The 21,356-nt window shown below is 55.3% G+C and carries 21 protein-coding genes; 7 read left to right on the forward strand and 14 right to left on the reverse strand.

Features of this window, described 5'->3' with window-relative positions; all coding sequences use genetic code 11:
* Positions 1–140 precede the first annotated feature (140 nt).
* Positions 141–2,585: an acyl-CoA dehydrogenase FadE gene (gene fadE / locus F3J38_RS08600; RefSeq protein ID WP_167136916.1), complete on the forward strand. Its 2,445-nt coding sequence runs from the start codon at positions 141–143 to the stop codon at positions 2,583–2,585.
* A gap of 124 nt (positions 2,586–2,709) precedes the next feature.
* Here the strand turns inward: fadE and mtnK are convergent, their stop codons facing one another.
* The gene (gene mtnK, locus F3J38_RS08605) at positions 2,710–3,909 is read right to left on the reverse strand and encodes an S-methyl-5-thioribose kinase (protein ID WP_167136919.1); all 1,200 of its coding nucleotides are present in this window, start codon (positions 3,907–3,909) and stop codon (positions 2,710–2,712) included.
* A gap of 105 nt (positions 3,910–4,014) precedes the next feature.
* Between mtnK and mtnA the strand changes: the two genes are divergently transcribed.
* The gene (gene mtnA, locus F3J38_RS08610; protein ID WP_167136922.1) at positions 4,015–5,034 is read left to right on the forward strand and encodes an S-methyl-5-thioribose-1-phosphate isomerase; all 1,020 of its coding nucleotides are present in this window, start codon (positions 4,015–4,017) and stop codon (positions 5,032–5,034) included.
* A 91-nt stretch (positions 5,035–5,125) separates the two neighbouring features.
* On the opposite strand, the gene F3J38_RS08615 is transcribed toward mtnA, so the two are convergent.
* From F3J38_RS08615 to F3J38_RS08625, 3 genes are read right to left on the reverse strand one after another with little or no spacing between them, the layout of a single operon-like run.
* On the reverse strand, positions 5,126–5,668 hold the full coding sequence (locus F3J38_RS08615) for a 1,2-dihydroxy-3-keto-5-methylthiopentene dioxygenase (protein WP_167136925.1): 543 nt from the start codon (positions 5,666–5,668) through the stop codon (positions 5,126–5,128).
* A 1-nt stretch (position 5,669) separates the two neighbouring features.
* Positions 5,670–6,353 (reverse strand): acireductone synthase, encoded by a 684-nt coding sequence (gene mtnC / locus F3J38_RS08620; RefSeq protein ID WP_167136928.1) that lies wholly within the window; start codon positions 6,351–6,353, stop codon positions 5,670–5,672.
* A complete protein-coding gene (locus F3J38_RS08625) occupies positions 6,350–6,964 on the reverse strand; it encodes a methylthioribulose 1-phosphate dehydratase (RefSeq protein ID WP_167136930.1) in 615 nt (204 codons plus the stop codon). Before F3J38_RS08625 ends, mtnC begins: the two co-directional genes overlap by 4 nt.
* A 131-nt stretch (positions 6,965–7,095) precedes the next feature.
* On the opposite strand from F3J38_RS08625, the gene F3J38_RS08630 reads away from it, so the two are divergent.
* The 4 genes from F3J38_RS08630 (at position 7,096) to F3J38_RS08645 (ending at position 9,855) form a co-directional block, all read left to right on the forward strand.
* Positions 7,096–8,256 (forward strand): pyridoxal phosphate-dependent aminotransferase, encoded by a 1,161-nt coding sequence (locus F3J38_RS08630; RefSeq protein ID WP_167136934.1) that lies wholly within the window; start codon positions 7,096–7,098, stop codon positions 8,254–8,256.
* Positions 8,244–9,014: an amidohydrolase gene (locus F3J38_RS08635; RefSeq protein WP_167136937.1), complete on the forward strand. Its 771-nt coding sequence runs from the start codon at positions 8,244–8,246 to the stop codon at positions 9,012–9,014. Before F3J38_RS08630 ends, F3J38_RS08635 begins: the two co-directional genes overlap by 13 nt.
* 116 nt (positions 9,015–9,130) lie before the next feature.
* Positions 9,131–9,442, forward strand: coding sequence for a type II toxin-antitoxin system HigB family toxin (locus tag F3J38_RS08640; RefSeq protein ID WP_167137146.1), 312 nt, complete (start codon positions 9,131–9,133; stop codon positions 9,440–9,442).
* Positions 9,439–9,855, forward strand: a complete 417-nt coding sequence (locus tag F3J38_RS08645) for a helix-turn-helix domain-containing protein (RefSeq protein ID WP_167136940.1) — start codon at positions 9,439–9,441, stop codon at positions 9,853–9,855. Before F3J38_RS08640 ends, F3J38_RS08645 begins: the two co-directional genes overlap by 4 nt.
* Before the next feature lie 43 nt (positions 9,856–9,898).
* Here F3J38_RS08645 and katG read toward each other — a convergent pair whose 3' ends face one another.
* From katG to hpxU, 10 genes are all read right to left on the reverse strand, one after another.
* Positions 9,899–12,097 (reverse strand): catalase/peroxidase HPI, encoded by a 2,199-nt coding sequence (gene katG, locus F3J38_RS08650; protein ID WP_167136943.1) that lies wholly within the window; start codon positions 12,095–12,097, stop codon positions 9,899–9,901.
* A gap of 296 nt (positions 12,098–12,393) precedes the next feature.
* Positions 12,394–12,729, reverse strand: a complete 336-nt coding sequence (uraH, locus tag F3J38_RS08655) for a hydroxyisourate hydrolase (protein WP_167136946.1) — start codon at positions 12,727–12,729, stop codon at positions 12,394–12,396.
* On the reverse strand, positions 12,726–13,220 hold the full coding sequence (gene uraD, locus F3J38_RS08660; protein ID WP_167136949.1) for a 2-oxo-4-hydroxy-4-carboxy-5-ureidoimidazoline decarboxylase: 495 nt from the start codon (positions 13,218–13,220) through the stop codon (positions 12,726–12,728). The genes uraH and uraD overlap by 4 nt, the downstream gene beginning before the upstream one ends.
* A gap of 12 nt (positions 13,221–13,232) precedes the next feature.
* Positions 13,233–14,492 (reverse strand): allantoate amidohydrolase, encoded by a 1,260-nt coding sequence (gene hpxK, locus F3J38_RS08665; protein ID WP_205298150.1) that lies wholly within the window; start codon positions 14,490–14,492, stop codon positions 13,233–13,235.
* On the reverse strand, positions 14,489–15,724 hold the full coding sequence (locus F3J38_RS08670; protein WP_167136955.1) for a pyridoxal-phosphate-dependent aminotransferase family protein: 1,236 nt from the start codon (positions 15,722–15,724) through the stop codon (positions 14,489–14,491). The genes hpxK and F3J38_RS08670 overlap by 4 nt, the downstream gene beginning before the upstream one ends.
* 20 nt (positions 15,725–15,744) lie before the next feature.
* Positions 15,745–16,476, reverse strand: a complete 732-nt coding sequence (locus tag F3J38_RS08675; protein ID WP_167136957.1) for an amino acid ABC transporter ATP-binding protein — start codon at positions 16,474–16,476, stop codon at positions 15,745–15,747.
* Positions 16,457–17,113 (reverse strand): amino acid ABC transporter permease, encoded by a 657-nt coding sequence (locus tag F3J38_RS08680; RefSeq protein ID WP_167136960.1) that lies wholly within the window; start codon positions 17,111–17,113, stop codon positions 16,457–16,459. Before F3J38_RS08680 ends, F3J38_RS08675 begins: the two co-directional genes overlap by 20 nt.
* Positions 17,110–17,778 (reverse strand): amino acid ABC transporter permease, encoded by a 669-nt coding sequence (locus tag F3J38_RS08685; RefSeq protein ID WP_167136963.1) that lies wholly within the window; start codon positions 17,776–17,778, stop codon positions 17,110–17,112. The genes F3J38_RS08680 and F3J38_RS08685 overlap by 4 nt, the downstream gene beginning before the upstream one ends.
* Before the next feature lie 4 nt (positions 17,779–17,782).
* Positions 17,783–18,568 (reverse strand): transporter substrate-binding domain-containing protein, encoded by a 786-nt coding sequence (locus F3J38_RS08690; protein WP_167136966.1) that lies wholly within the window; start codon positions 18,566–18,568, stop codon positions 17,783–17,785.
* 193 nt (positions 18,569–18,761) lie between these two features.
* On the reverse strand, positions 18,762–19,601 hold the full coding sequence (gene hpxU, locus F3J38_RS08695) for a MurR/RpiR family transcriptional regulator HpxU (RefSeq protein WP_167137149.1): 840 nt from the start codon (positions 19,599–19,601) through the stop codon (positions 18,762–18,764).
* 161 nt (positions 19,602–19,762) lie between these two features.
* Between hpxU and F3J38_RS08700 the strand changes: the two genes are divergently transcribed.
* Positions 19,763–21,349: a gamma-glutamyltransferase family protein gene (locus F3J38_RS08700; RefSeq protein ID WP_167136968.1), complete on the forward strand. Its 1,587-nt coding sequence runs from the start codon at positions 19,763–19,765 to the stop codon at positions 21,347–21,349.
* Positions 21,350–21,356: the final 7 nt, after the last annotated feature.

Below are 21,356 nucleotides of genomic sequence, written 5' to 3' on the forward strand. Positions count from 1 at the left end.
CGCCTAATGCTCTCCACCTCGGCGTGATTTTGTGAGTTCCGTTGTAATTGCGATGTAAACAGATTGCTAAATGTCGCGCACTACTCTAAACCTTACCTTATAACAGGTCAGACCTCTTACTACTTACGGAGCGGTTCATTATGTTGCTTGCCTCGATTGTCGCGACGCTGATTTTAATTAGCGCCCTCTTTTACCATCAAGTTTCGCTGCGCTTGAGCAGCGTGGTACTGCTGCTGTGGACAGCCGCTTTTGCTGCTGCGGGTTTGTGGACACCTTGGTTGCTGCTGCCCTTGGCAATCATTCTGTTGCCCTTCAATCTGCCCGCCATGCGTCGCAGCATGTTCTCTAAACCTGCACTGCACAGCTTCCAGAAAGTGATGCCACCCATGTCACGTACCGAAAAAGAAGCCATTGATGCCGGTACAACCTGGTGGGAAGGCGATCTGTTTCGCGGCAAACCGGACTGGCAGAAGCTGCATAACTACCCACAGCCGCGCTTGACGGAAGAAGAGCAAGCCTTCCTTGAAGGTCCAGTGGAAGAAGCCTGTCGTATGGCGAACGATTTCCAAATCACGCATGAACTGGCCGATCTGCCGCCAGAGCTGTGGGCGTATCTGAAGCAGCATCGCTTCTTCGCCATGATCATCAAAAAAGAATATGGCGGCCTCGAATTCTCTGCTTATGCACAAGCGCGCGTACTGCAAAAACTGGCAGGTGTGTCCGGTATTCTGGCGATCACCGTGGGTGTGCCTAACTCTCTCGGCCCAGGCGAACTGTTGCAGCATTACGGCACTGATGAGCAGAAAGATCACTATTTACCGCGTCTGGCACGCGGCGATGAAATTCCATGCTTTGCGCTAACCAGCCCGGAAGCGGGTTCTGATGCGGGTGCGATTCCGGATACTGGCGTAGTGTGCATGGGCGAATGGCAGGGTCAGCAGGTGCTGGGTATGCGCCTGACATGGAACAAGCGTTACATCACGCTGGCACCGATTGCCACCGTGCTGGGCCTGGCATTTAAACTCTCCGATCCCGATCACTTGCTGGGTGATACCGAAGAGCTGGGCATTACCTGTGCCTTGATCCCGACGCAAACGCCGGGTGTGGAAATTGGCCATCGCCACTTCCCGCTTAACGTACCGTTCCAGAACGGTCCGACTCGCGGCAAAGATATCTTCGTGCCAATTGATTTCATCATCGGTGGCCCGGCCATGGCCGGTCAGGGCTGGCGTATGCTGGTTGAATGTCTTTCAGTGGGACGCGGCATCACCTTGCCTTCCAACTCGACAGGCAGCCTGAAGAGCATTGCACTGGCAACCGGTGCTTATGCGCATATCCGCCGTCAGTTCAAAGTCTCTATCGGTAAGATGGAGGGGATCGAAGAGCCGCTGGCGCGTATTGCCGGTAACGCTTACGTGATGGATGCCGCCGCCACGCTGATCACCAGCGGCATTATGCTGGGTGAAAAGCCAGCGGTGCTGTCGGCCATCGTGAAGTATCACTGCACCCATCGCGGCCAGCGCGCGATTATCGATGCGATGGATATTGCTGGCGGTAAAGGCATCATGCTCGGTGAAAACAACTTCCTTGCGCGTGCTTACCAGGGCGCGCCGATTGCGATTACCGTGGAAGGCGCCAACATTCTGACACGCAGCATGATCATCTTTGGCCAGGGCGCGATTCGCTGCCATCCGTGGGTACTGGAAGAGATGAACGCCGCGGCGAAAAACGATTTAGTGGCCTTTGACCGTGCGCTGTTCAGCCACATTGGCCATGTCGGCAGCAACAAAGTGCGCAGCCTGTGGCTCGGTATCACCGGCGGTCGCACCAGCGCGTCCCCGACGCGTGACGTGACGCGCCGCTACTATCAGCAGCTGAACCGTCTGAGCGCCAACCTCGCGCTGCTATCAGATGTTTCCATGGCAGTGCTGGGCGGCAGCCTGAAACGTCGTGAGCGCATCTCAGCCCGTCTGGGTGATGTGCTGAGCCAGATGTACCTCGCCTCTGCCACGCTGAAACGTTATGACGATGAGGGCCGTAACGAAGCCGATCTGCCACTGGTGCACTGGGGCGTGCAGGATGCGCTGCATCAAGCCGAAGTGGCGATGGATGACTTGCTGCGTAACTTCCCAAATCGCCTTGTGGCGGGTGCGCTACGCATGGTGATCTTCGCCGGTGGCAGACACTGCCCTGCACCGTCTGACAAACTGGATCATAAGCTGGCGAAGCTGCTGCAACTGCCCTCAGCGACACGTACACGTCTGGGCCGTGGCATGTATTTAACGCCAAGCGAGCACAATCCAGCTGGCCAACTGGAGCAGGCTTTACAGGATGTGATGGCAGCGGAAGTGATTCATGAACGCCTATGCCAGCAGCAGAAAAAACATCTGTCGTTTACGCGTCTGGATGCGCTGGCGCAGCGTGCGCTGAAAGAGGGCTGGATTGATGAGAGTGAAGCGAAGGTCCTGACCCGAGCAGAAGCCAGCCGTCTGAAAGCCATTAACGTGGATGAGTTTGCGCCAGAGGCGCTGGCCGCACCGAAACCGCAGGAAAAGGGGACCACGCGCCCCAGTGAAGCGGCGTAAGACTAAAAAAGCCTCCAGTTGGAGGCTTTTTTATAGTGCCTTGCGTCATTTATCCCGCATGCACAGCGTGTTTTCGTTGCCATCGCGCGCAGTGAACTGCGCGGCGACAAGGTCGAAGTGCGACTTAACCCGCCTGGCGAATACGCGCGATCAGCGCATCCACATCCGCAATATGATCTGCTGCCAGAATCAGTGTACGGCCCAACGTGATGCAACTGCGAATACATTCCGTCCGCATCGTATCATCGGCGATCTGTTTGAAGTCGGCCACGTGCGACATGCCCACGGTGCGACGAATAAGCTCCGTTCCGCAATAACCAATGGTGTCGCTCCACACTTTACGCAGGAAGGCTTCTGCATAGCCCGGATAGGCCAGCGCCACATCGGAAGTCTTGGCATGAGCCAGTTCCAGGAAGCGACTGGAGAACTGCGACCAGACTTCGTGCGCATCACTCAGACGACGCTCGCGCCCTTCCGCCGCTTCACGCGGTGCCAGCAAGCCAGGCAGGCAGCAGTAGTTAATCAGCAGGTTGCCCATTGCGCTCCCCACATCGAAGCCTATTGGACCAAAATAGCCAAACTCCGCATCGATCACTTTTAGGCTACCATCGGCCACAAAGATAGAACCGCTGTGCACATCCCCGTGCAGTAACGCTTCGGCATCCGCAAAGAAACGATGCTTCAGCCCGGCCACGGCGATTTTCAGTGCATCGTCAGTGCGCAGGCTGACCACCAGCGATTCCAGCGCTGCTGGATACTTGTTGCGTTCATGATCGGTAAAGGGATCGTTGAAGAACAGATCTTCGGTGATCTCGCACATTTCCGGGTTAATGAAACGCGCCACTTCCGCCTTTTTCTTGTGCGGATGGAGATAGAAATCGGAGGTATGGAACAACGTTTGTGCCAGATATTCACCGAGCTGACGACCCGCTTCAGGGTAGTAAGCCCCTTTCACCAATTCGCCACGCCAGATACGGTGGCTGGAGAGGTCTTCCATTACCATCACCGCTAAATCGGCATCGTAATGGGTGACGTTAACCGTGTGCTCTGGGCAGTGTTTATAGTGTTCCACCAGCGTTTGTGCTTCAAGACGCGCTCGATCCAGCGTTAACGGCCAGGATTCTCCCACGCAACGCACATAGGGTAGAGCTTGTTTCACGACCACACGGCTGCGGCCTTGGTTATCGAAAATCTTAAACACCAGGTTGAGATTGCCATCGCCGATCTCTTCTGCGCTGACCAGCGCTGACGGATCGTCCACACCGCCAAATTTTTTAGCATATTCCACAGCATCAGCAGCGGTGAAGGTACGGTATTGCGACATTGCCTGTTCCTCGACATTCGATAGTAATAAGCCGTTTGGACGTCTATACATCCGTCAAGCATGTTGGCACAATAGCCGCTATTAACGCAACAGGGATTTCACACCATGCAAACACTTCGTACCACCAGTCTTGAGGTCCGCGACAATCAACTGTGGATCCTTGACCAACAAGCACTGCCTCAACAACAAAATTGGCTGCCTGCGCACACTGTGGCCCAGTTGGTTGATCACATCCATGCACTGCGCGTGCGCGGTGCCCCTTTGATCGGCCTCTCTGCCAGTTTGCTGCTGGCCCTGCTGGGCGAACAAGGTGTAGCACGCAGCGCATTAGCCGAAGCGCTGGAAGTATTACGTGCGGCACGCCCTACGGCGGTCAACCTGATGAACAATCTGGATCGCATGAAGATTGCGCTGGCAGAAAGCGATCACGTCACCGCATTAAGTGCTGAGGCACTGCGTCTGGTGGCGGAAGATAAGCTTCTCTGTGACAACATTGCCCGCGCAGGGAGTGCACTGGTTAAGCCAGGCAGCCAATTGCTGACGCACTGCAACACGGGGGGGCTCGCCACTGCAGGTGTCGGCACCGCACTGGGGGTGATCGCCCATGCCCATCAGCAAGGTTTAGTCAGCAATGTCTGGGTGGATGAAACCCGCCCGCTGTTACAGGGGGGTCGTTTGACCGCATGGGAGCTGGGCGAACTGAATATCCCGTATCAGCTGATTACTGATTCCATGGCCGCCAGCTTAATGGCGCGAGGTGTCGTGGATGCCATCTGGGTCGGCGCAGACCGCATTGCCGCCAACGGCGACGTGGCGAACAAAATCGGCACCTACAGCCTGGCAGTGCTGGCACACTATCACGGCATTCCATTCTACGTGGCCGCACCGCACACCACGCTGGATCGTCTCTGCCCGAACGGCGATGCCATTCCGATTGAGCAGCGTGCTGCCAGCGAAGTCACCGGCGTGTCGGGGAGTTTTGGTAGCGTGCAGTGGGCACCGGAAAACGCCGCCGTGTACAATCCGGCGTTTGATGTTACGCCCGCAGATCTGATTAGCGGATGGGTGCTAGATACCGGCGTGGTGACGCCTGAGCAGGTAAAGGAAGGCATTTTCCAGCCTTAAGGTGCCTACCGAAACATAAGGTCGCCATGAATGGCGACCCTACATTGATCAGTGCGATTTTCGTAGGGTGCGCATTTAAGCGCACAGTTCGTCACGCCAGACGAGGATAAGCATCCGCGATGTTGTCGCCGGTGAAGTTGGCTATCCAGCCTTCTTGGTTATCGAAAATACGAATCGCCGTGAAGTGCGGCTCAGAACCCATATCAAACCAGTGCGCGGTGCCCTCTGGCACGGAAATCAGGTCATTCTTCTCGCACAGAATCTGGTACACCTCATTGCCAATATGCAGGCAGAACAGGCCAGATCCTTCAACGAAGAAACGCACTTCATCCTCGCTGTGGGTATGTTCATTCAGGAACTTCTCGCGCAGCACCTGCTTATTGGGATTGTCAGCACGCATGCTCAGCACATCCCAGCTCTGATAACCCTTCTCGGCCACCAAACGGTCAATCGCGTGTTGATAGGCTTTGATGACGGTTTCAGCATCAGGATCTTTACCCAGATCGCGGTCGGCCTCCCAACGTTCAAAACGCACATTCTTGGCATTCAGGCGCTCACGAATCGCTTCCGCATCGGTACTGTGCCACACCGGTTGGCTGGCTTCGGTATCGCTAAAAATGGTCAATGCACTCATGTTAAATTGACTCCGGTTTAATCTGGGAAAAATCATTCACCTGATGATGGCGACTGGCGTTATCCGCCTCGCCACGAATTAACTGCAATGTATGCCAGCCTGCTTCCGCCGCCGCATCAAGTTCCTGATGGATATCCGACAGGAACAACAACGAAGAGGGAGCCAGGCCAATCTGCTCGGCGATATTGCGATAGGACTGCACTTCACGTTTCGCCCCGACGCCCGTATCAAAATAGCCGCTAAACAGCGAGGTTAAATCACCTTCATCGCTGTAGCCAAATAACAGTTTCTGCGCGGCCACCGATCCAGAGGAATAAACATACAGCGCGGTCCCCTGCTGCTGCCAGCGTTCAAAGGCGGGCAGCACATCCGGATAAAGGTGCCCGGTGAACTGACCTTCAACATAACCGGCACGCCAAATCATGCCTTGCAGCGCTTTCAAACCTGGCGACTTGCGATCTTCATCGATATAACCGATCAGAGTGGCGATCACTTCTTCCAGCGTCGCCTCAGGTGCAGCAGATTCTTCACGCACGGCATTCAACGCCGCGATGACCGGCTCCTCCGCCTGATTTTCACGCACAAAAGCGGCTAAATGCTGACGCGCATAAGGGAACAACACCTTGTGCACAAACTGAATATCACTGGTGGTGCCTTCAATATCGGTAACAATTGCGCGAATCATTTGGCCTCCAACAGCCGACGTTGCAGTTCACATTCAAACAGGAATTCCAGCCCTTCCAGATGGCGACGCGCTTCGTTGACGTCTTTACCCCAGCAAGTTAAGCCATGACCGCGCAGCAGGAAGCCGTACTGCAACGGCATATCTGCAGCAAAGGCTTCAATACGCTGCGCCAGTGCATCAATATCCTGGTCATTATCAAACACCGGGATCGCCACGGTGTTGAGATGGGTATCCTGTCCGGCGAGCGTTTTCTGCATCTCGTAGCCACTCAGCAACAACGCGTTACCCTTCTCCACACGCGACAGCACGGTAGAATTCACCGTATGGGTGTGCAGGACCGCGCCCGCTTGCGGGAACAAACGATAAATCAAGGTATGCAACCCGGTTTCCGCTGACGGCTTACGTCCAGAAGGAACAAGGTTGGTGGCAATTTCAACCTGAATAAAGTCATCACGCGTCAAATTGCCTTTATCTTTGCCGGATGCACTCAGCAAGCAATATTCCGCGCCCTGGCGCACCGACATGTTACCGCCGGTGGCAGGTGCCCAGCCTTTGGCGCCGATCCAGTGGCAGGCAGCCACTAAATGTTCCAGTGGGAGAAAATCCGTCATAGTGAAGGTGAGGCTCCGAAGTTGTATTTAGACGTCTAAGCGTCTCGATTGCCAAATATTACCATCCTGTGTAGAGTGGCATCAACACAGGGTTTCTCCGCATCGACATTCGCGCTTAAGGCCACTAAACAATGACGCAGCACAACCTGATTCCCGAGAGCAAATTACCGGCGCTCGGCACCACTATTTTTACACAAATGAGCGCCTTAGCCGCGCAGCACAATGCCATTAACCTGTCACAAGGTTTCCCGGATTTTGACGGCCCGCGCTATCTGCAAGAGCGTCTGGCCTTTCACGTCAGCCAGGGTGCAAACCAATATGCACCGATGATTGGTGCGTTACCACTGCGTGAAGCGATTGTTGATAAAACAGTTGAGCTTTACGGCCATAAACCGGACGTGAACAGCGATATTACCGTGACCGCGGGTGCCACCGAAGCCCTGTATGCCGCCATTACCGCGCTGGTGCGGCCGGGCGACGAAGTGATCTGCTTTGACCCTAGCTATGACAGCTACGCGCCCGCCGTGCAACTGGCCGGAGGCGTGTTAAAACGCATTGCATTACAACCCCCAGGATTCCGCGTGGATTGGGCTGAATTTCGCAGCCTGGTGAGTGCTAAAACGCGTTTAGTGATTCTTAATACGCCGCACAATCCTTCTGCCACCGTGTGGCGTAAAAGCGACTATGCCGAGCTGTGGCAGGCGATTGCTGAGCAAGAAATCTATGTGCTGAGCGACGAAGTGTACGAGCACATCTGCTTTGATGAAGAGGGCCACGCCAGCGTGTTGGCGCATGCCGAGTTACGTCAGCGTGCTATTGCCGTCTCTTCGTTTGGCAAAACCTTCCATATGACCGGATGGAAAGTGGGCTACTGTGTTGCACCAGCCGCGATCAGCGCCGAAATCCGCAAAGTACACCAGTATCTGACCTTCTCAGTGAACACGCCGGCGCAGTTGGCGATTGCCGATATGCTGCGCCAGGAACCAGAACATTATCGCGATTTGCCCACTTTTTATCGTGAACGTCGCGATTGTCTGGTCGAAGCGTTATCTGACAGCCGCTTTAAGGTTTTGCCGTGCGAAGGCACCTACTTTGTGCTGCTGGATTACAGTGCCATTTCCGATCTGGACGACGTCAGTTTCTGCCAGTGGCTGACCAAAGAAGTTGGCGTGGCAGCGATTCCGCTGTCGGTATTCTGTGCCGATCCCTTCCCACACAAATTGATTCGCCTGTGCTTTGCTAAACAGGAAGCTACGCTGATCGCCGCTGCGGAGCGCTTATGTCAACTTTGAAGATGACCGTTTTGCAGGAAACCTTGAGCTGGATGGACGGCGAAGCCAACCTGCACCACTTTGATGGTGTGTTAAAAGGCATTGAGGGTCGCGACCTGATTCTGTTACCTGAAATGTTCACCACAGGCTTTGCCATGGAAGCCGCAGAGAGTTCGCTGCCGCAGCAACAGGTCATTAAGTGGCTACACGGCCATGCGAAAACCAGCAATGCGCTGGTCGGTGGCAGCGCAGCCATCCAGACCGAAAAAGGTGCTGTGAACCGTTTTCTGCTGGTTGAGCCAAATGGCACGGTGCATCAATATGACAAACGCCATCTGTTCCGCATGGCGAATGAGCATCAGCACTATGTCGCGGGTGATACGCGCGAAGTCTTCACCTGGCGCGGCTGGCGCATTCTGCCGCAAATTTGCTATGACCTGCGTTTCCCGGTGTTCTCCCGCAATCACAACGATTACGATCTGGCGCTTTATGTTGCCAACTGGCCTGCACCACGTGCGCTGCACTGGCAGTCACTGCTGATGGCCCGCGCGATTGAAAATCAGGCGTATGTCGCCGGTTGTAACCGTGTCGGCAGCGATGGTAACAGCCATCAATACAGCGGAGACAGCCGGATTATTTCGCCGCTGGGTGAAATTCTGGCGGCGGCCGAACCTTTTGCCCGAGCCCGACTGGATGCGGAGTTGTCACTGGATGATCTGCAAGCCTACCGCGAACGCTTCCCAGCGTGGCGCGATGCCGATGGGTATACGCTGAATTAAGCTTTCTGCCGCGTCTCTCTGATGCGGCTTTCTCTCTTTTTATTTTCTGTTTCCACATTGGAAACATTGCTTTCATCGGCTACAATGTTTCCATGTTGGAACATGTCGAGGGAATGATGCACGTTATTTCAAGGAAGATGTTTGCCGAAGCTACACTGCGTTTTCCCAATGATGCAGCAGCACTGGACGCGACATACCGCACTTTACATGGCAGGGATTATGCCGATCCTGAGGCGCTTAAAGATTTCTTTCCAAGCCTGGACCGTATGAAGTATCGGGAGAAATGGTGGGTAATCAATGTTGGCGGTAACAATCTCAGGTTGATGTTTTTCGCCGACTTTATCGCAGGTCGCATTTTCATCAAGCACATTAGTACTCATGCTGAATACGACAAGTTAGTTAAGTTCTATCGGGAGAACAAAGAATGATCGCCGAAGCTATTCAGGCCTCAGATAACCTGATTAAAGCCGTCCCCCTGCTTGGCGGTAGTCAATCGAAAGCAGATTATGAGCAGGCGCTGGAGTTGGTTGAGTATTTGATTGAGCATCAACCCTCTCATCCACTGATTGAAATGCTGGCCGATAAAGTCGCGAATTACGAAGAGAATGCGCCGGAATTTGCTGCCTTCAACGCGCGAATTAAGACCCTGCCAGGCGGAGTTGCGCTGCTACGTGTTTTGATGGATCAACACGATTTGAACCAGTCTTCTTTCGCTCAGGAAATTGGTCAGCGTTCTTATGTTAGCCGTATTTTGAAAGGTGAACGTAAGCTCACGGATAAACATAAAGCGGCACTGGCAAAACGTTTTAACCTGCCATTTGAAGCCTTTCGTGAAGATTAAACAGAAAAAGCCGCAGCATATAAGCGCTGCGGCTTTCGTTTAATTACAGCTCGAAACGATCCAGATTCATCACCTTGGTCCATGCGGCCACGAAGTCATTGACGAACTTCTGTTTGGCATCGCTGCTGGCGTAAACTTCAGCCAGTGCGCGCAGGATGGCATTAGAACCAAACACCAGATCGGCGCGGGTGGCACTGTACTTCACTTCACCGCTGGCACGGTCGCGGCCTTCAAACAACTCGGCACTCTCATCCGTAGCGCGCCATGCAGTGCGCATATCCAGCAAATTAACGAAGAAGTCATTGCTGAGTACGCCGACACGATCGGTGAACACGCCATGATGGCTGCCATCGAAGTTGGTGCCCAGCACGCGCAGACCACCCAGCAGCACGGTTAATTCCGGTGCGCTCAGCGTCAGTTGCTGTGCTTTATCCAGCAACAAGGTTTCGGTGGATGAGCCACCTGCGATGCGGCGATAGTTACGGAAACCATCTGCCAGCGGTTGCAGCACATCGAACGACTCAACCTCAGTTTGGTCCTGACGCGCATCGACGCGGCCAGCAGTAAAGGGAACCTGCACCGCAACACCTGCAGCAGCGGCAGCCAACTCAATACCCACGCTACCGGCCAGCACAATCACATCCGCCAATGACGCTTTACCTGACTCCTGCTGAATTTTCTGCAGGGTTGGCAGCACATCATTAATTACGCTGGCATTGACCGCCCAACCGTTTTGCGGCGCCAGTGCCAGACGCGCACCGTTGGCACCGCCACGTTTGTCACCCCCTCGGAAAGTGGAAGCAGATGCCCAGGCAGCAGAAACCAGTTGGCTAGCACTTAAACCTGAAGCCGCAATCTTCGCTTTCAAATCGGTGATGTCATCAGCGGTGGGCTGGTGCGTTGCAGCCGGTAATGGATCCTGCCAAATCAGATCTTCTTTCGGCACTTCTGGACCGATGTAACGCGCTTTTGGCCCCATATCGCGGTGGGTCAGTTTGAACCAGGCACGGGCAAAGGCTTCATTGAACGCCTGCGGATCGTTGAGGAAGCGGCGGGAGATCTTGCCGAACTCCTCGTCAAAACGCAGCGTCAGGTCGGTGACCAGCATGGTTGGCTTGCGCTTTTTCTCGGGATCGAATGGGTCTGGAATGATCGCTTCCGCATCCACGGCTTCGAACTGGATCGCGCCCGCCGGGCTGTGGGTTTGCACCCATTCGTATTTGAACAGGTTCTCAAAGAAGTAGTTGCTCCACTGGGTTGGCGTCTGCGTCCATACCACTTCAAGACCTGACGTGATGGCATCGGCACCTGAACCGCTGCCGTAGCTGCTGTTCCAGCCGAGGCCCTGCGCTTCCAGCGGTGAAGCTTCCGGATCAACGCCGACATGGCTGGCCGCTGCCGCTCCGTGGGTTTTACCCAGCGTGTGGCCACCAGCAATCAGCGCAACGATCTCTTCATCGTTCATGCCCATATTGCCAAAAGTGGCACGAATCGCAGGGGCCGCTGATTTTGGATCACCGCTGGCTTCCGGGCCTTCTGGGTTGACGTAAATCAGGCCCATCTCGGTGGCACCGACCGGCGCATTGGCCAGGCTCTCTGGATGGCGATGCGCCAGCCACTCTTTCTCGTTACCCCAATCCACATCCATATCCGGTTCCCACACATCTTCACGTCCGGCACCAAAGCCGAAGGTGCGGAAACCGGCGTTTTCCAGCGAGACGTTACCCGCCAGAATGTAGAGATCGGCCCAGGAAATTTTCTGACCGTATTTTTGCTTCACCGGCCACAGCAGGCGACGTGCTTTATCGAGGCTGACGTTGTCTGGCCACGAGTTGAGCGGCGCAAAACGCTGCTGACCACGGCCTGAACCCCCGCGTCCATCTACGGTGCGATAAGTACCGGCACTGTGCCATGCCATGCGAATGAACAGCCCAATATAGCTGCCCCAGTCGGCTGGCCACCAGGATTGAGAATCGGTGAGGATGGCGCGAATATCGGCTTTCAGCGCCGAGTAATCCAGCTTGTTGAACTCGTCGCGATAATTGAAGTTTTCACTGAGGGGATTAGAACGGTTGGAGTGCTGGTTTAACAGATCGACACGCAGCATGTTAGGCCACCAGTCGCGGTTGGATGTCCCGCTACCGGCACCGCGTGCCAGAACACTTTTCTCTTCCGACGCCCCGTGATGAAAGGGGCACTTACCTGACGCTGCTGCATTATCGTTATTGTCGTGCGTGCTCATTTTTCGGCTCCGTTTGCTTCACATTGTCCGGTAAAGATAACCGTACATTGTGAAAGAATATATTTGGATGAACCGAAGGTTTTGATAGTTACTGTCTTTCAAGCGCAGCGTGTGACATGACGCACAGAAAGTAGGGGTTTACCGCCAGCTGCGCATAAATCCGTCATTCAGACAGGTGACATTTGCAGCCAGGTACGCATCAATGCGTCACTGAGACAGGCGCTGTTTGCGGCCAGGTACGCATCAATACGTACCCTACAGTCGTAGGGTCGCCATTTATGGCGACCGTTACATAATCAACTGCCGCGATAGGTTGACCACGACCAGGGTGAAATCAAAAACGGCAGATGGTAGTGGCTGCCCGCTGCGCCAATCACAAAATCAATTTGCGCGCTGACATAGAGTGCATCGCGCCCATCAGCAGCAAAGTAGTCACCAATCTCGGCAGTGAGTCGGTAATGGCCCGGCGCTAAAGGCTCTGGCGTCAGATCTTTAAGACGGCCATCGCTGTCAGTTTCACCTTCCGCAATCGGCAACCAGCCTTCCGGGCTATTCTGTTCCAGCGAAATCGCCACCCCTATGGCCGGTTTACCCAGCGCGGTATCCAGAATGTGCGTGGTAATGGTGCTCATACGATGCTCTCCTTTAACCGTAACAAGGTGATTTCCCTAAGCTGTGCCAGCGCTTCCTGTTGTTCTGCCTCTGCATCATTGTTGAGTCTGCGCTGCAATTCCGCCAGCATCTCCTCGCCACTGCGTCCTTTAGCACGAATCAAAAATACTCGACCAAAGCGCTGCTCATAGGATTGATTGCCTGCCAGCATGGCAAATTGCAGTGCGCCGTCGGCTTGCTGCATGGCCGACTGCTCATTGCGCGACAGCGTCGCCTCTTTGCCGGCGCCCTGTACCCGCTCACCAATGCGTGGATGGGCACTCAGCGCTTGCTCCAGTTCTCCACCTTGCCACTGTTGAGCAAGACTCGCGGCCGCGCTATACAGATCGGTCAGATTGTCAAAAGGGCGTGCGGTCACCACCGCGTGTTGCCAGGCAGGAATCGCGACGCAATGCGCTATCGCTGCCAGTGCCTCGACGGCAGAGGCCTGATTGAAACGGACGAGATCCATACTGTCATTCCCTTAATCACGCGCCAAATCGCACACCGCTTGCACATAAGCCTGCACGCCCTGTGCCACATCCGCAGCCTGTACCGATTCAGCCGGGTGATGACTGATGCCACGATGATTACGCACGAACAGCATGCCCACCGGCCAACGTTCTGCTATGGCAATCGCATCGTGGCCCGCGCCGCTTGGTAGCGACAGACTGCGCCCTTGCACGGTTTCGACTGCATGACTCAACGCCTGCTGTAAACGTGCGTCACAAGCTGTGGCGGCAATGCGGTAGTACTCGTTGGAGGTAAATGTCAGGCCACGACGTCTCGCTATCGCTTCAGCCTGGTTTAACAGCAAAGATTGCAGACGCTCCAGCGGTTCATCCTGTGGACCCCGCACATCCAGCGACAGCTGCACTTCACCAGGGATAACGTTGACCGCCCCCGGCAAACAACTCAAGGTGCCAACAGTCGCCACCAGCTGTGGCCCTTGTTCACGTGTGGTCTGTTCGACAAACACCATCCACTCCGCTGCCGCTGCCAGCGCATCTTGACGATGCGTCATCGGCACCGTACCTGCATGCCCCGCTTCACCAACAAAACAGCAGTTCAAGCGACGCGCACCGTTGATCGCGGTGACCACGCCCAGCGCCAGATCTTCCTGCTCAAGACACGGGCCTTGTTCAATATGCAGCTCAAGATAGGCGGCAATGTCGTTGACGTCGCGTGCGGCTTGCATGATCTTTGCGCCATCCAGACCAACGTCCTGCATGGCTTCCGCAACCGTCGTGCCGCTACCATCGGGATGCGTCAGCCAACTCTCTGGCCATGTGCCGGTAATCCCCCGACTGCCCAACAGCGTAATCCCGAAGCGCGTGCCTTCTTCATCACCAAAGCCGACGATCTCAATAGCCAGTGGCAGACGCTGTTGACGTTCATGCAGCCATTGCACTGTCTCTATCGCACTCAGCACACCCAGCATACCGTCGTAGCGTCCGGCATTGCGTACGGTATCGAGGTGCGATCCCAGCAGCAAGGCTTTAGCACCGGGCTCTGCTGACTCATAACGACCACAGATATTGCCTACCGCATCCTGCCAGGTGGTCATGCCCGCGGCCTGCATCCACTCAGCGACGCGGGCGTTAGCCCGTAATTGCTCGGGAGACAGGTAAACTCGCGTCAAACCCTCTTCGTTTTCACTGATTTCAGCGAGGGCATCGCAGCGCGCCATGACGCGGGCGGCGGCGGATTGCGCCTCGCTGGCGGTCATCAGGCTATTACTCATGCGTGGCTCCCGTAATGATCCCATGCCGCCTGCATGGCCGCGCCTTGTGTCGAACGGAAGCCAACATGGTTTAACACCGCTTCCAGCGCGCTCAGGGTTTGCATCACGCAATCTTTGCGTGCGTTGTAGCCCATGGTACCGATACGCCACACTTTGCCATGCAGCGGACCAAAGGAGGTGCCGATCTCAATACCAAAATCTTCCAGCACCAATTTGCGTACCTGATCGCCATTCACGCCCTGCGGGATCACCACGCCAAGCACGTTGTTCATCTTATGCTTCAGGTCACCAAAGGTTTCGAGGCCCATGCCCTGAATGCCTTTCAGCATCGCCTCACCGTGCAACTTATGACGTGCAATGCCGTTATCCAGCCCTTCTTGCATCATCAAACGCGCGCACTCACGCGCACCAAACAGCGCGGTAGTGGCTTCGGTATGATGGTTCAGACGCTCCGGCCCCCAGTAATCCATGATCATGCCGAGATCGAAATAGTTGGAGTAGATCATCTCGTCATCGCCATCCTGATGATCCGCAGTACGAATGCCCTCTTCCACACACTTACGTTTGCGGATCACCGCTTCCATCTGTGGGCTGAGGGTGATCGGTGAAGTACCTGAAGGTCCACCCAAGCATTTCTGCATCCCGGCGGAAACGGCATCCAGTCCCCAGGCATCGGTTTCCAGCGCGTTACCGCCCAGTGAAGCGGTGGCATCGGTATAGAACAACACGCCATATTTCTGGCAGATAGCACCAAGTTGCTCCAGCGGCTGCAGCATGGTGGTGGAGGTATCGCCCTGCACCGTCAGCAGCAGGCGTGGCTGCACTTTTTTGATCGCGTCTTCAATTTGGTCAGGGGTGAATACTTCGCCCCACGGCACTTCAATGGTATGCACTTCGGCGCGACAGCGGCGGGCGATTTCACACAGCAGATGACCAAAGCGGCCAAACACCGGCACCAGCACTTTGTCGCCCGGACGGATAGCCGAGAGCAGAATCGCTTCGATACCGGCGCGCGAGGTGCCGTCAATCAACATGGTCCAGCGGTTTTCGGTACGAAATACACCACGATACAGCGCCATCACTTCATTCATGTAGTGCGTCATTGCCGGATCGTACTGCCCCAGCAGTTGGCTCGACATGGCGCGCAGGACACGCGGATCGGCGTTGATAGGACCGGGCCCCATCAGCAGGCGTTGTGGTGGATTAATTTGCGAAAACTGACTGATATCCATGTGCTATTCCTTTTAAAGACTTAAAGACGGACGGTGGAGATAAACTGTTTAAGCTCAGCGGTCTGCGGATTGGCAAACAGCGTTTTGCTGTCTCCCTGCTCCCAGACGCGGCCCTGATGCATAAACACCACGCGATCACCCACATCACGGGCGAAGTTCATTTCATGGGTAACGAGGATCAAGGTCATGCCCTCGGCAGCCAGCTGTTCCAGCACCTTCAGCACCTCACCCACCAGCTCAGGATCGAGCGCTGAGGTGATCTCGTCACAGAGTAATACTTTCGGCTGCATTGCCAACGCACGGGCAATCGCCACACGCTGCTGTTGACCACCGGATAAATTGGCTGGGTAGTAATTGATGCGTTCGCCCAGCCCAACCTTTTCCAGCATCTGCGTGGCCAGTTCGCGACATTCGGCTTCGCTTTTCTTCAGTACCCGGCGCGGCGCCAGCATCACGTTCTCCAGCGCAGTCATGTGCGGGAACAGGTTGAAGTTCTGGAACACCATGCCCACCGAGCGGCTGATTTCACGTGCCTGCGATTCACGGTCAGTGATCGTCATACCGCCGAGTTTGATGCTGCCTTCCTGGTAGCCTTCCAGTCCGTTCATGCAACGCAGCAAGGTACTTTTGCCCGAGCCGCTGCGGCCGATGATCGAAATCACCTCGCCGTTGTCGATATCCAGATCGACACCTTTCAGAACGTGGTTGTCGCCGTAGAACTTCTGGACCTGATTAATGGTGATGAGCGGCATTGAATTTTTTCTCCAGGTACTGGCTGTAACGCGACAGCGGATAACACATCAGGAAGTAACCCAGCGCCACCAGGCCAAATACCTTGAAAGGCTGATAAGTCACGTTATTCAAAATGGTGCCGGCCTTGGTCAGTTCGACGAAGCCGATAATTGATGCCAGCGCAGTCCCTTTGATCACCTGCACGGCAAAACCTACGGTGGGCGCGATGGCGATACGAATCGCTTGCGGCGCCACCACACGAAACAGCGTTTGACCAAAACTCAGGCCAAGGCAACGCGAAGCTTCCCACTGGCCTTTAGGCAAGGCGCGAATACTGCCATGCCAGATATCCACCAAAAATGCACTGGTGTAGAGCGTTAACGCCAGTGAAGCCGCGGTCCAGGGCGCCACATCAATGCCGAATAAACCCACACCGAAGAAGGCCAGAAACAGCTGCATTAACAACGGTGTGCCTTGAAACAGTTCGGTGTAGCAGCGAATCAGGCGCGTCAGCCAAGGGCGTTTCAGCAGGCGCAGAAACAGCAGCGGTAAGGTCACCAGCGTGCCGCCGAAAAAAGCCACCAGCGACAGCAAAATCGTCCAGCGCGCCGCCAGCAGCAGGTTGCGCAGGATGTCCCAGTCAGTAAAGGTTGTCATGCGGGCTGCGCTCCAAACCATTTACGCCCCAGCGCCAGCAGCAGCTGTCGCATGGCAATCGACAACGCCAAATAGATCAACGTGGTCACCAGATAGACTTCAAAACTCAAAAATGTACGCGACTGAATCAAGTTAGCAGCGAAGGTCAGCTCTTCGTACGACACCTGAGACACCACCGATGAACCCAGCATCACAATGATGCACTGGCTCACCAGCGCCGGATAAATACGTTGCAGCGACGGCGGCAGTACCACGCGGATAAAGGTCTGAGCGCGGGTCAACCCCAGTACACGGCCCGCTTCCCACTGCCCCTTCGGCGTCACCTGAATCCCGGCACGGATAATTTCAGTGCTATAGGCGCCAAGGTTAATCAACATCGCCAGCAGCGCTGCTTCGCCCGCCGTCAGTTTCAGACCAAGATTGGGCAAACCAAAGACGATAAAAAACAGCTGTACCACAAATGGCGTATTTCGGATCAGCTCGACATAAACGCCCCAGATGCGACTCGCCCAGCTCGGTTTGCCACTGCGCAGTGCCGCGCCGAGGATACCCAAGCTCACACCGCCCACCGTGGCGAGAACCGTTATCTGAATCGTGACCCACAGCCCTGCCAGTAACTCTGGCCAGTGCGGCCAGAGATCTGCAAAATTGAGTTGCCCAATCATTGCGTTATGCGCCGAGGTTGGCTGGCAGTGGGGCTTTCAGCCACTCTTCTGACAGCTTGTTCAGCGTACCGTCTTTGATGCCCTGCTCAATCAACGCATTCACTTTGTCTTTCAGCGCCGGTTCATCTTTCTTCAGACCGATAAAGCACGGTGAATCTTTCAGCATAAATTGCGGCACCGGTGCTTTTTCAGCGTTCTGGCGCGCAATGGCAGCCACCACGAGGTTACCGGTTGCGACATACTGAACCTGACCAGAAAGATAGGCCGACAGCGTGGTGTTGTTATCTTCATAACGTTTCACCTGCGCATCCTTCGGTGCAATGTCGCTCAGCACCATGTCTTCCACCGCACCACGCGTCACACCGATGGATTTACCGCTTAACGCGGCCGCATCTTTCAAGGTTTCGCCTTTCGGGCCAAACACACCAAGGAAGAACGGTGCATAGGCGCGAGTGAAATCGATCACTTTTTCACGCTCAGCGTTTTTGCCCATGCTGGAGATCACCAGATCCACTTTATCGGTTTGCAGATACGGCACGCGGTTGGCACTGGAGACAGGGACCAGCTGCAACTTCAGTTTCATCTCCTTTGCCAGGTACTTGGCCATGTCGATGTCATAGCCCTGCGGCTGCAAATCCGTGCCAACTGAACCAAACGGCGGAAAATCCTGCGGCACCGCAACACGGATAACACCACGCTTCTGAATATCCTGCAGTTGGTCGGCCATCGCGCTACCAATCTGTGCCATCAGCAATGCTGCGCCTGCTACTGCCAGTAAAACTTTTTTCATTATGCACCCCGGTGAGTTTTCGTGAAACAAAAGATTCTTGATTAATTGATTTGCAACTAATGTGCCAACCAAAGTGCCAGGGAGTTGATGCACGTGAAAATGGATAACCGCAGAGGTTTTAACAGATAAAACGGGCCAGATGCCCGTTAATAGTGACGATCAAAAAAAGTGCAAAGCACCAAAATGGTGCCCACTATCGGTGTTCTAACTCATCAAGATGCTGATAAAGATCGGCGATTTGGTGAATACGCTGACGCCCTTGCGTCAACATTTCATGCAGCAGCGCGTTGGCCAGCAAGTTGATCAGGCTCATCGCAGATGCATAGCTATCAAAGGCGGAGACGCTGTCCAGCGGTGCACATAACTGCCACTGCGCCAAGGTGATAATTCCCTGCGCCTGCGGCTCACACAGCGCCAGTACCGGGATGCTGCTCTGCTGCAACTGCTGCATGAGTGGGCGGATAATACGTGGGCGCCGACGAAAGGCCATCACCACCACCATATCTTCTGGTGTGATATCCACCAGCTCTTCCCCCAGCGTCTGACCGGGCTGGGGCAGCACGTAGACCTGTGGGCGCGCTTGCATCAGCTGCTGACGTAAGTGCAGCGCCACGGGATAAGCGTTACGCATACCAATGATAAAGACCCGTTTAGCACTACCCAGCGCCTGGATGACTTCGCCAAATTGCTGTGGATCAATGCTATTCACCCACTGTGTCAGATTCGCCATTTCCTGCTTGTAGTGGCGTGACAACAAGGTGTTGCCTTGTACTGCGTCGCGATTATCCGTCAGCGGCATGCCGCTCTGGCGCAGCACCCGCAGTTCATCACGCATATCTTTGTATTTTTCATAGCCCAGACGCTTAAACAGGCGGCTCACCGTCGCTTTTGAAACCCCGCTCAGCCTCGCCAGCTCTGCGCTGTTATAGCTGATCAGATCATCAAAATGGTCAAACACAAAGTCGGCAATGCGCTGCTCTTGCGGCGACAGTTGCGGATAGTGACTGCGTAGTCGTTCATCAAGCTGTTTCATCATCGGTCCTGTAACTTTCGTTTCATCACAAGCTAGCACAAATCGATCCAGATTGATGCTGCACCCAAAACTGGAACAGCTCTTGCTTGAGTCACTGCACGGATTTGTCGCTGCGCAATTTATTACGCAGCAACAAAAGAATTAATCATGAAGAGTTCACTATGATACAGAGCAACATGGCCCCGTTGGGCATGGCCGTCACCCCACATCATCTCGCCAGTGAGAGCGCACTGGCCGTGCTACGCGAAGGCGGTAATGCCATTGAAGCCATGGTCGCGGCCGCGGCCACTATCGCGGTGGTCTATCCGCACATGAACGGGTTGGGTGGAGATGGTTTTTGGCTGGTGGTACCGCCACAGGGTGATCCTGTCGCTATCGACGCCAGCGGCGCAGCCGGTTCGCTGGCGCACCTTGATTTCTATCATGGTGAGCGTCACATTCCGCATCGCGGCCCTAAGGCGGCGTTGACCGTGGCAGGGACAGTGAGCGGCTGGCAAGAAGCGCTAACCCTGGCTGAAGAGCTTGGCTCAGCCCCTTTGCCGTTAGCTCGTTTACTGCGCGATGCCATTCGCTATGCTGCCGATGGTATTCCTGTCACCGCCTCACAAGCCGCTGCGACCGCCGCTAAACAAGCCGAATTGCAGCATCAGCCGGGATTCGCCGCAACATTCCTGCCAGACGGCAATGTCCCTGTCGCGGGGAGCCGTTTTACCCAGCCAGCCCTCGCCAATACACTCAGTGTGCTGAGTGAACAAGGATTAGAGAGCTTCTATCGTGGCGAGTTGGCGCATCATCTGGCGCGAGAAATGAGCGCGCTGGGTATGCCCGTGACGCTGGAAGATCTACAAAAACAGCAAGCGCGCCGCTGCACGCCTCTGCACCTGGCACACAGTGAAGGCGACATCTGGAATATGACGCCTCCCACACAAGGGCTGGTGTCACTGGCGATCCTTGGCATCACCGACCGGCTAAACATGGCGGAAGCGGATGAAGCGCAAACGGTACATCGCATCGTCGAAGCCACTAAAAAAGCCTTCGCACTGCGCGATAAGCACATCACTGATCCACGCCACATCGACTTCAATGTGCAGGATCTGCTGAATGAAGAACACCTGTCTACACTCGCGGCCCAAGTGGATGACCAGCAAGCCGCCTCATGGGGCACAGGACGCGGCCCTGGCGACACCGTGTGGATGGGCGTGATGGACAGCAGTGGCCTGGCCGTTTCCTTTATCCAGAGCATCTATCACGAATTTGGCAGCGGTGTGGTGCTGCCGGGCACCGGTATCACCTGGCAGAACCGCGGGGCAGCATTTAGCCTGCAGCCGGGCCATCTTCTGGCACTGGAACCGGGCAAACAACCTTTCCATACCCTTAATCCTGCTGCCGCTCGCCTGAAAGATGGCCGCACCATGGTGTATGGCTCGATGGGCGGCGATGGCCAGCCACAAACTCAGGCCGCCATTTTTACTCGACATGTTATTCAGGGGCAGCCACTACAGCAGGCCGTTAGCGCACCGCGCTGGTTGCTGGGCCGCACCTGGGGACAATCCTCTGATTCGCTCAAACTGGAATCCCGCATCGCGCCGGAGACAGTGCAGCAGTTACGTCAACTCGGCCATGAGGTGGAGTTGCTCCCCGATTACAGTGAAGTGGTCGGCCACGCCGGCGCCATCATCAGACACAACAACGGCATGCTGGAAGGCGCGTTCGATCCACGTAGCAACGGCAGTGCTGCCGGTTTTTAGAGGAGAT

Source organism: Candidatus Pantoea formicae (assembly GCF_011752625.1).
Taxonomy (GTDB): domain Bacteria; phylum Pseudomonadota; class Gammaproteobacteria; order Enterobacterales; family Enterobacteriaceae; genus Pantoea; species Pantoea formicae.

Bases quoted from the DNA above. Each gene is read 5' to 3' on its own strand.
- F3J38_RS08680 (WP_167136960.1), bottom strand. From the start codon at position 17,113: ATGACAACCTTTACTGACTGGGACATCCTGCGCAACCTGCTGCTGGCG.
- katG (WP_167136943.1), bottom strand. From the start codon at position 12,097: ATGAGCACGCACGACAATAACGATAATGCAGCAGCGTCAGGTAAGTGC.
- F3J38_RS08635 (WP_167136937.1), top strand. From the start codon at position 8,244: ATGTCAACTTTGAAGATGACCGTTTTGCAGGAAACCTTGAGCTGGATG.
- uraH (WP_167136946.1), bottom strand. From the start codon at position 12,729: ATGAGCACCATTACCACGCACATTCTGGATACCGCGCTGGGTAAACCG.
- fadE (WP_167136916.1), top strand. From the start codon at position 141: ATGTTGCTTGCCTCGATTGTCGCGACGCTGATTTTAATTAGCGCCCTC.
- hpxK (WP_205298150.1), bottom strand. From the start codon at position 14,492: ATGAGTAATAGCCTGATGACCGCCAGCGAGGCGCAATCCGCCGCCGCC.
- F3J38_RS08615 (WP_167136925.1), bottom strand. From the start codon at position 5,668: ATGAGTGCATTGACCATTTTTAGCGATACCGAAGCCAGCCAACCGGTG.
- mtnC (WP_167136928.1), bottom strand. From the start codon at position 6,353: ATGATTCGCGCAATTGTTACCGATATTGAAGGCACCACCAGTGATATT.
- hpxU (WP_167137149.1), bottom strand. From the start codon at position 19,601: ATGAAACAGCTTGATGAACGACTACGCAGTCACTATCCGCAACTGTCG.
- F3J38_RS08640 (WP_167137146.1), top strand. From the start codon at position 9,131: ATGCACGTTATTTCAAGGAAGATGTTTGCCGAAGCTACACTGCGTTTT.
- F3J38_RS08670 (WP_167136955.1), bottom strand. From the start codon at position 15,724: ATGGATATCAGTCAGTTTTCGCAAATTAATCCACCACAACGCCTGCTG.
- F3J38_RS08700 (WP_167136968.1), top strand. From the start codon at position 19,763: ATGATACAGAGCAACATGGCCCCGTTGGGCATGGCCGTCACCCCACAT.
- F3J38_RS08645 (WP_167136940.1), top strand. From the start codon at position 9,439: ATGATCGCCGAAGCTATTCAGGCCTCAGATAACCTGATTAAAGCCGTC.
- F3J38_RS08690 (WP_167136966.1), bottom strand. From the start codon at position 18,568: ATGAAAAAAGTTTTACTGGCAGTAGCAGGCGCAGCATTGCTGATGGCA.
- F3J38_RS08675 (WP_167136957.1), bottom strand. From the start codon at position 16,476: ATGCCGCTCATCACCATTAATCAGGTCCAGAAGTTCTACGGCGACAAC.
- uraD (WP_167136949.1), bottom strand. From the start codon at position 13,220: ATGGATCTCGTCCGTTTCAATCAGGCCTCTGCCGTCGAGGCACTGGCA.
- mtnA (WP_167136922.1), top strand. From the start codon at position 4,015: ATGCAAACACTTCGTACCACCAGTCTTGAGGTCCGCGACAATCAACTG.
- F3J38_RS08685 (WP_167136963.1), bottom strand. From the start codon at position 17,778: ATGATTGGGCAACTCAATTTTGCAGATCTCTGGCCGCACTGGCCAGAG.
- mtnK (WP_167136919.1), bottom strand. From the start codon at position 3,909: ATGTCGCAATACCGTACCTTCACCGCTGCTGATGCTGTGGAATATGCT.
- F3J38_RS08625 (WP_167136930.1), bottom strand. From the start codon at position 6,964: ATGACGGATTTTCTCCCACTGGAACATTTAGTGGCTGCCTGCCACTGG.
- F3J38_RS08630 (WP_167136934.1), top strand. From the start codon at position 7,096: ATGACGCAGCACAACCTGATTCCCGAGAGCAAATTACCGGCGCTCGGC.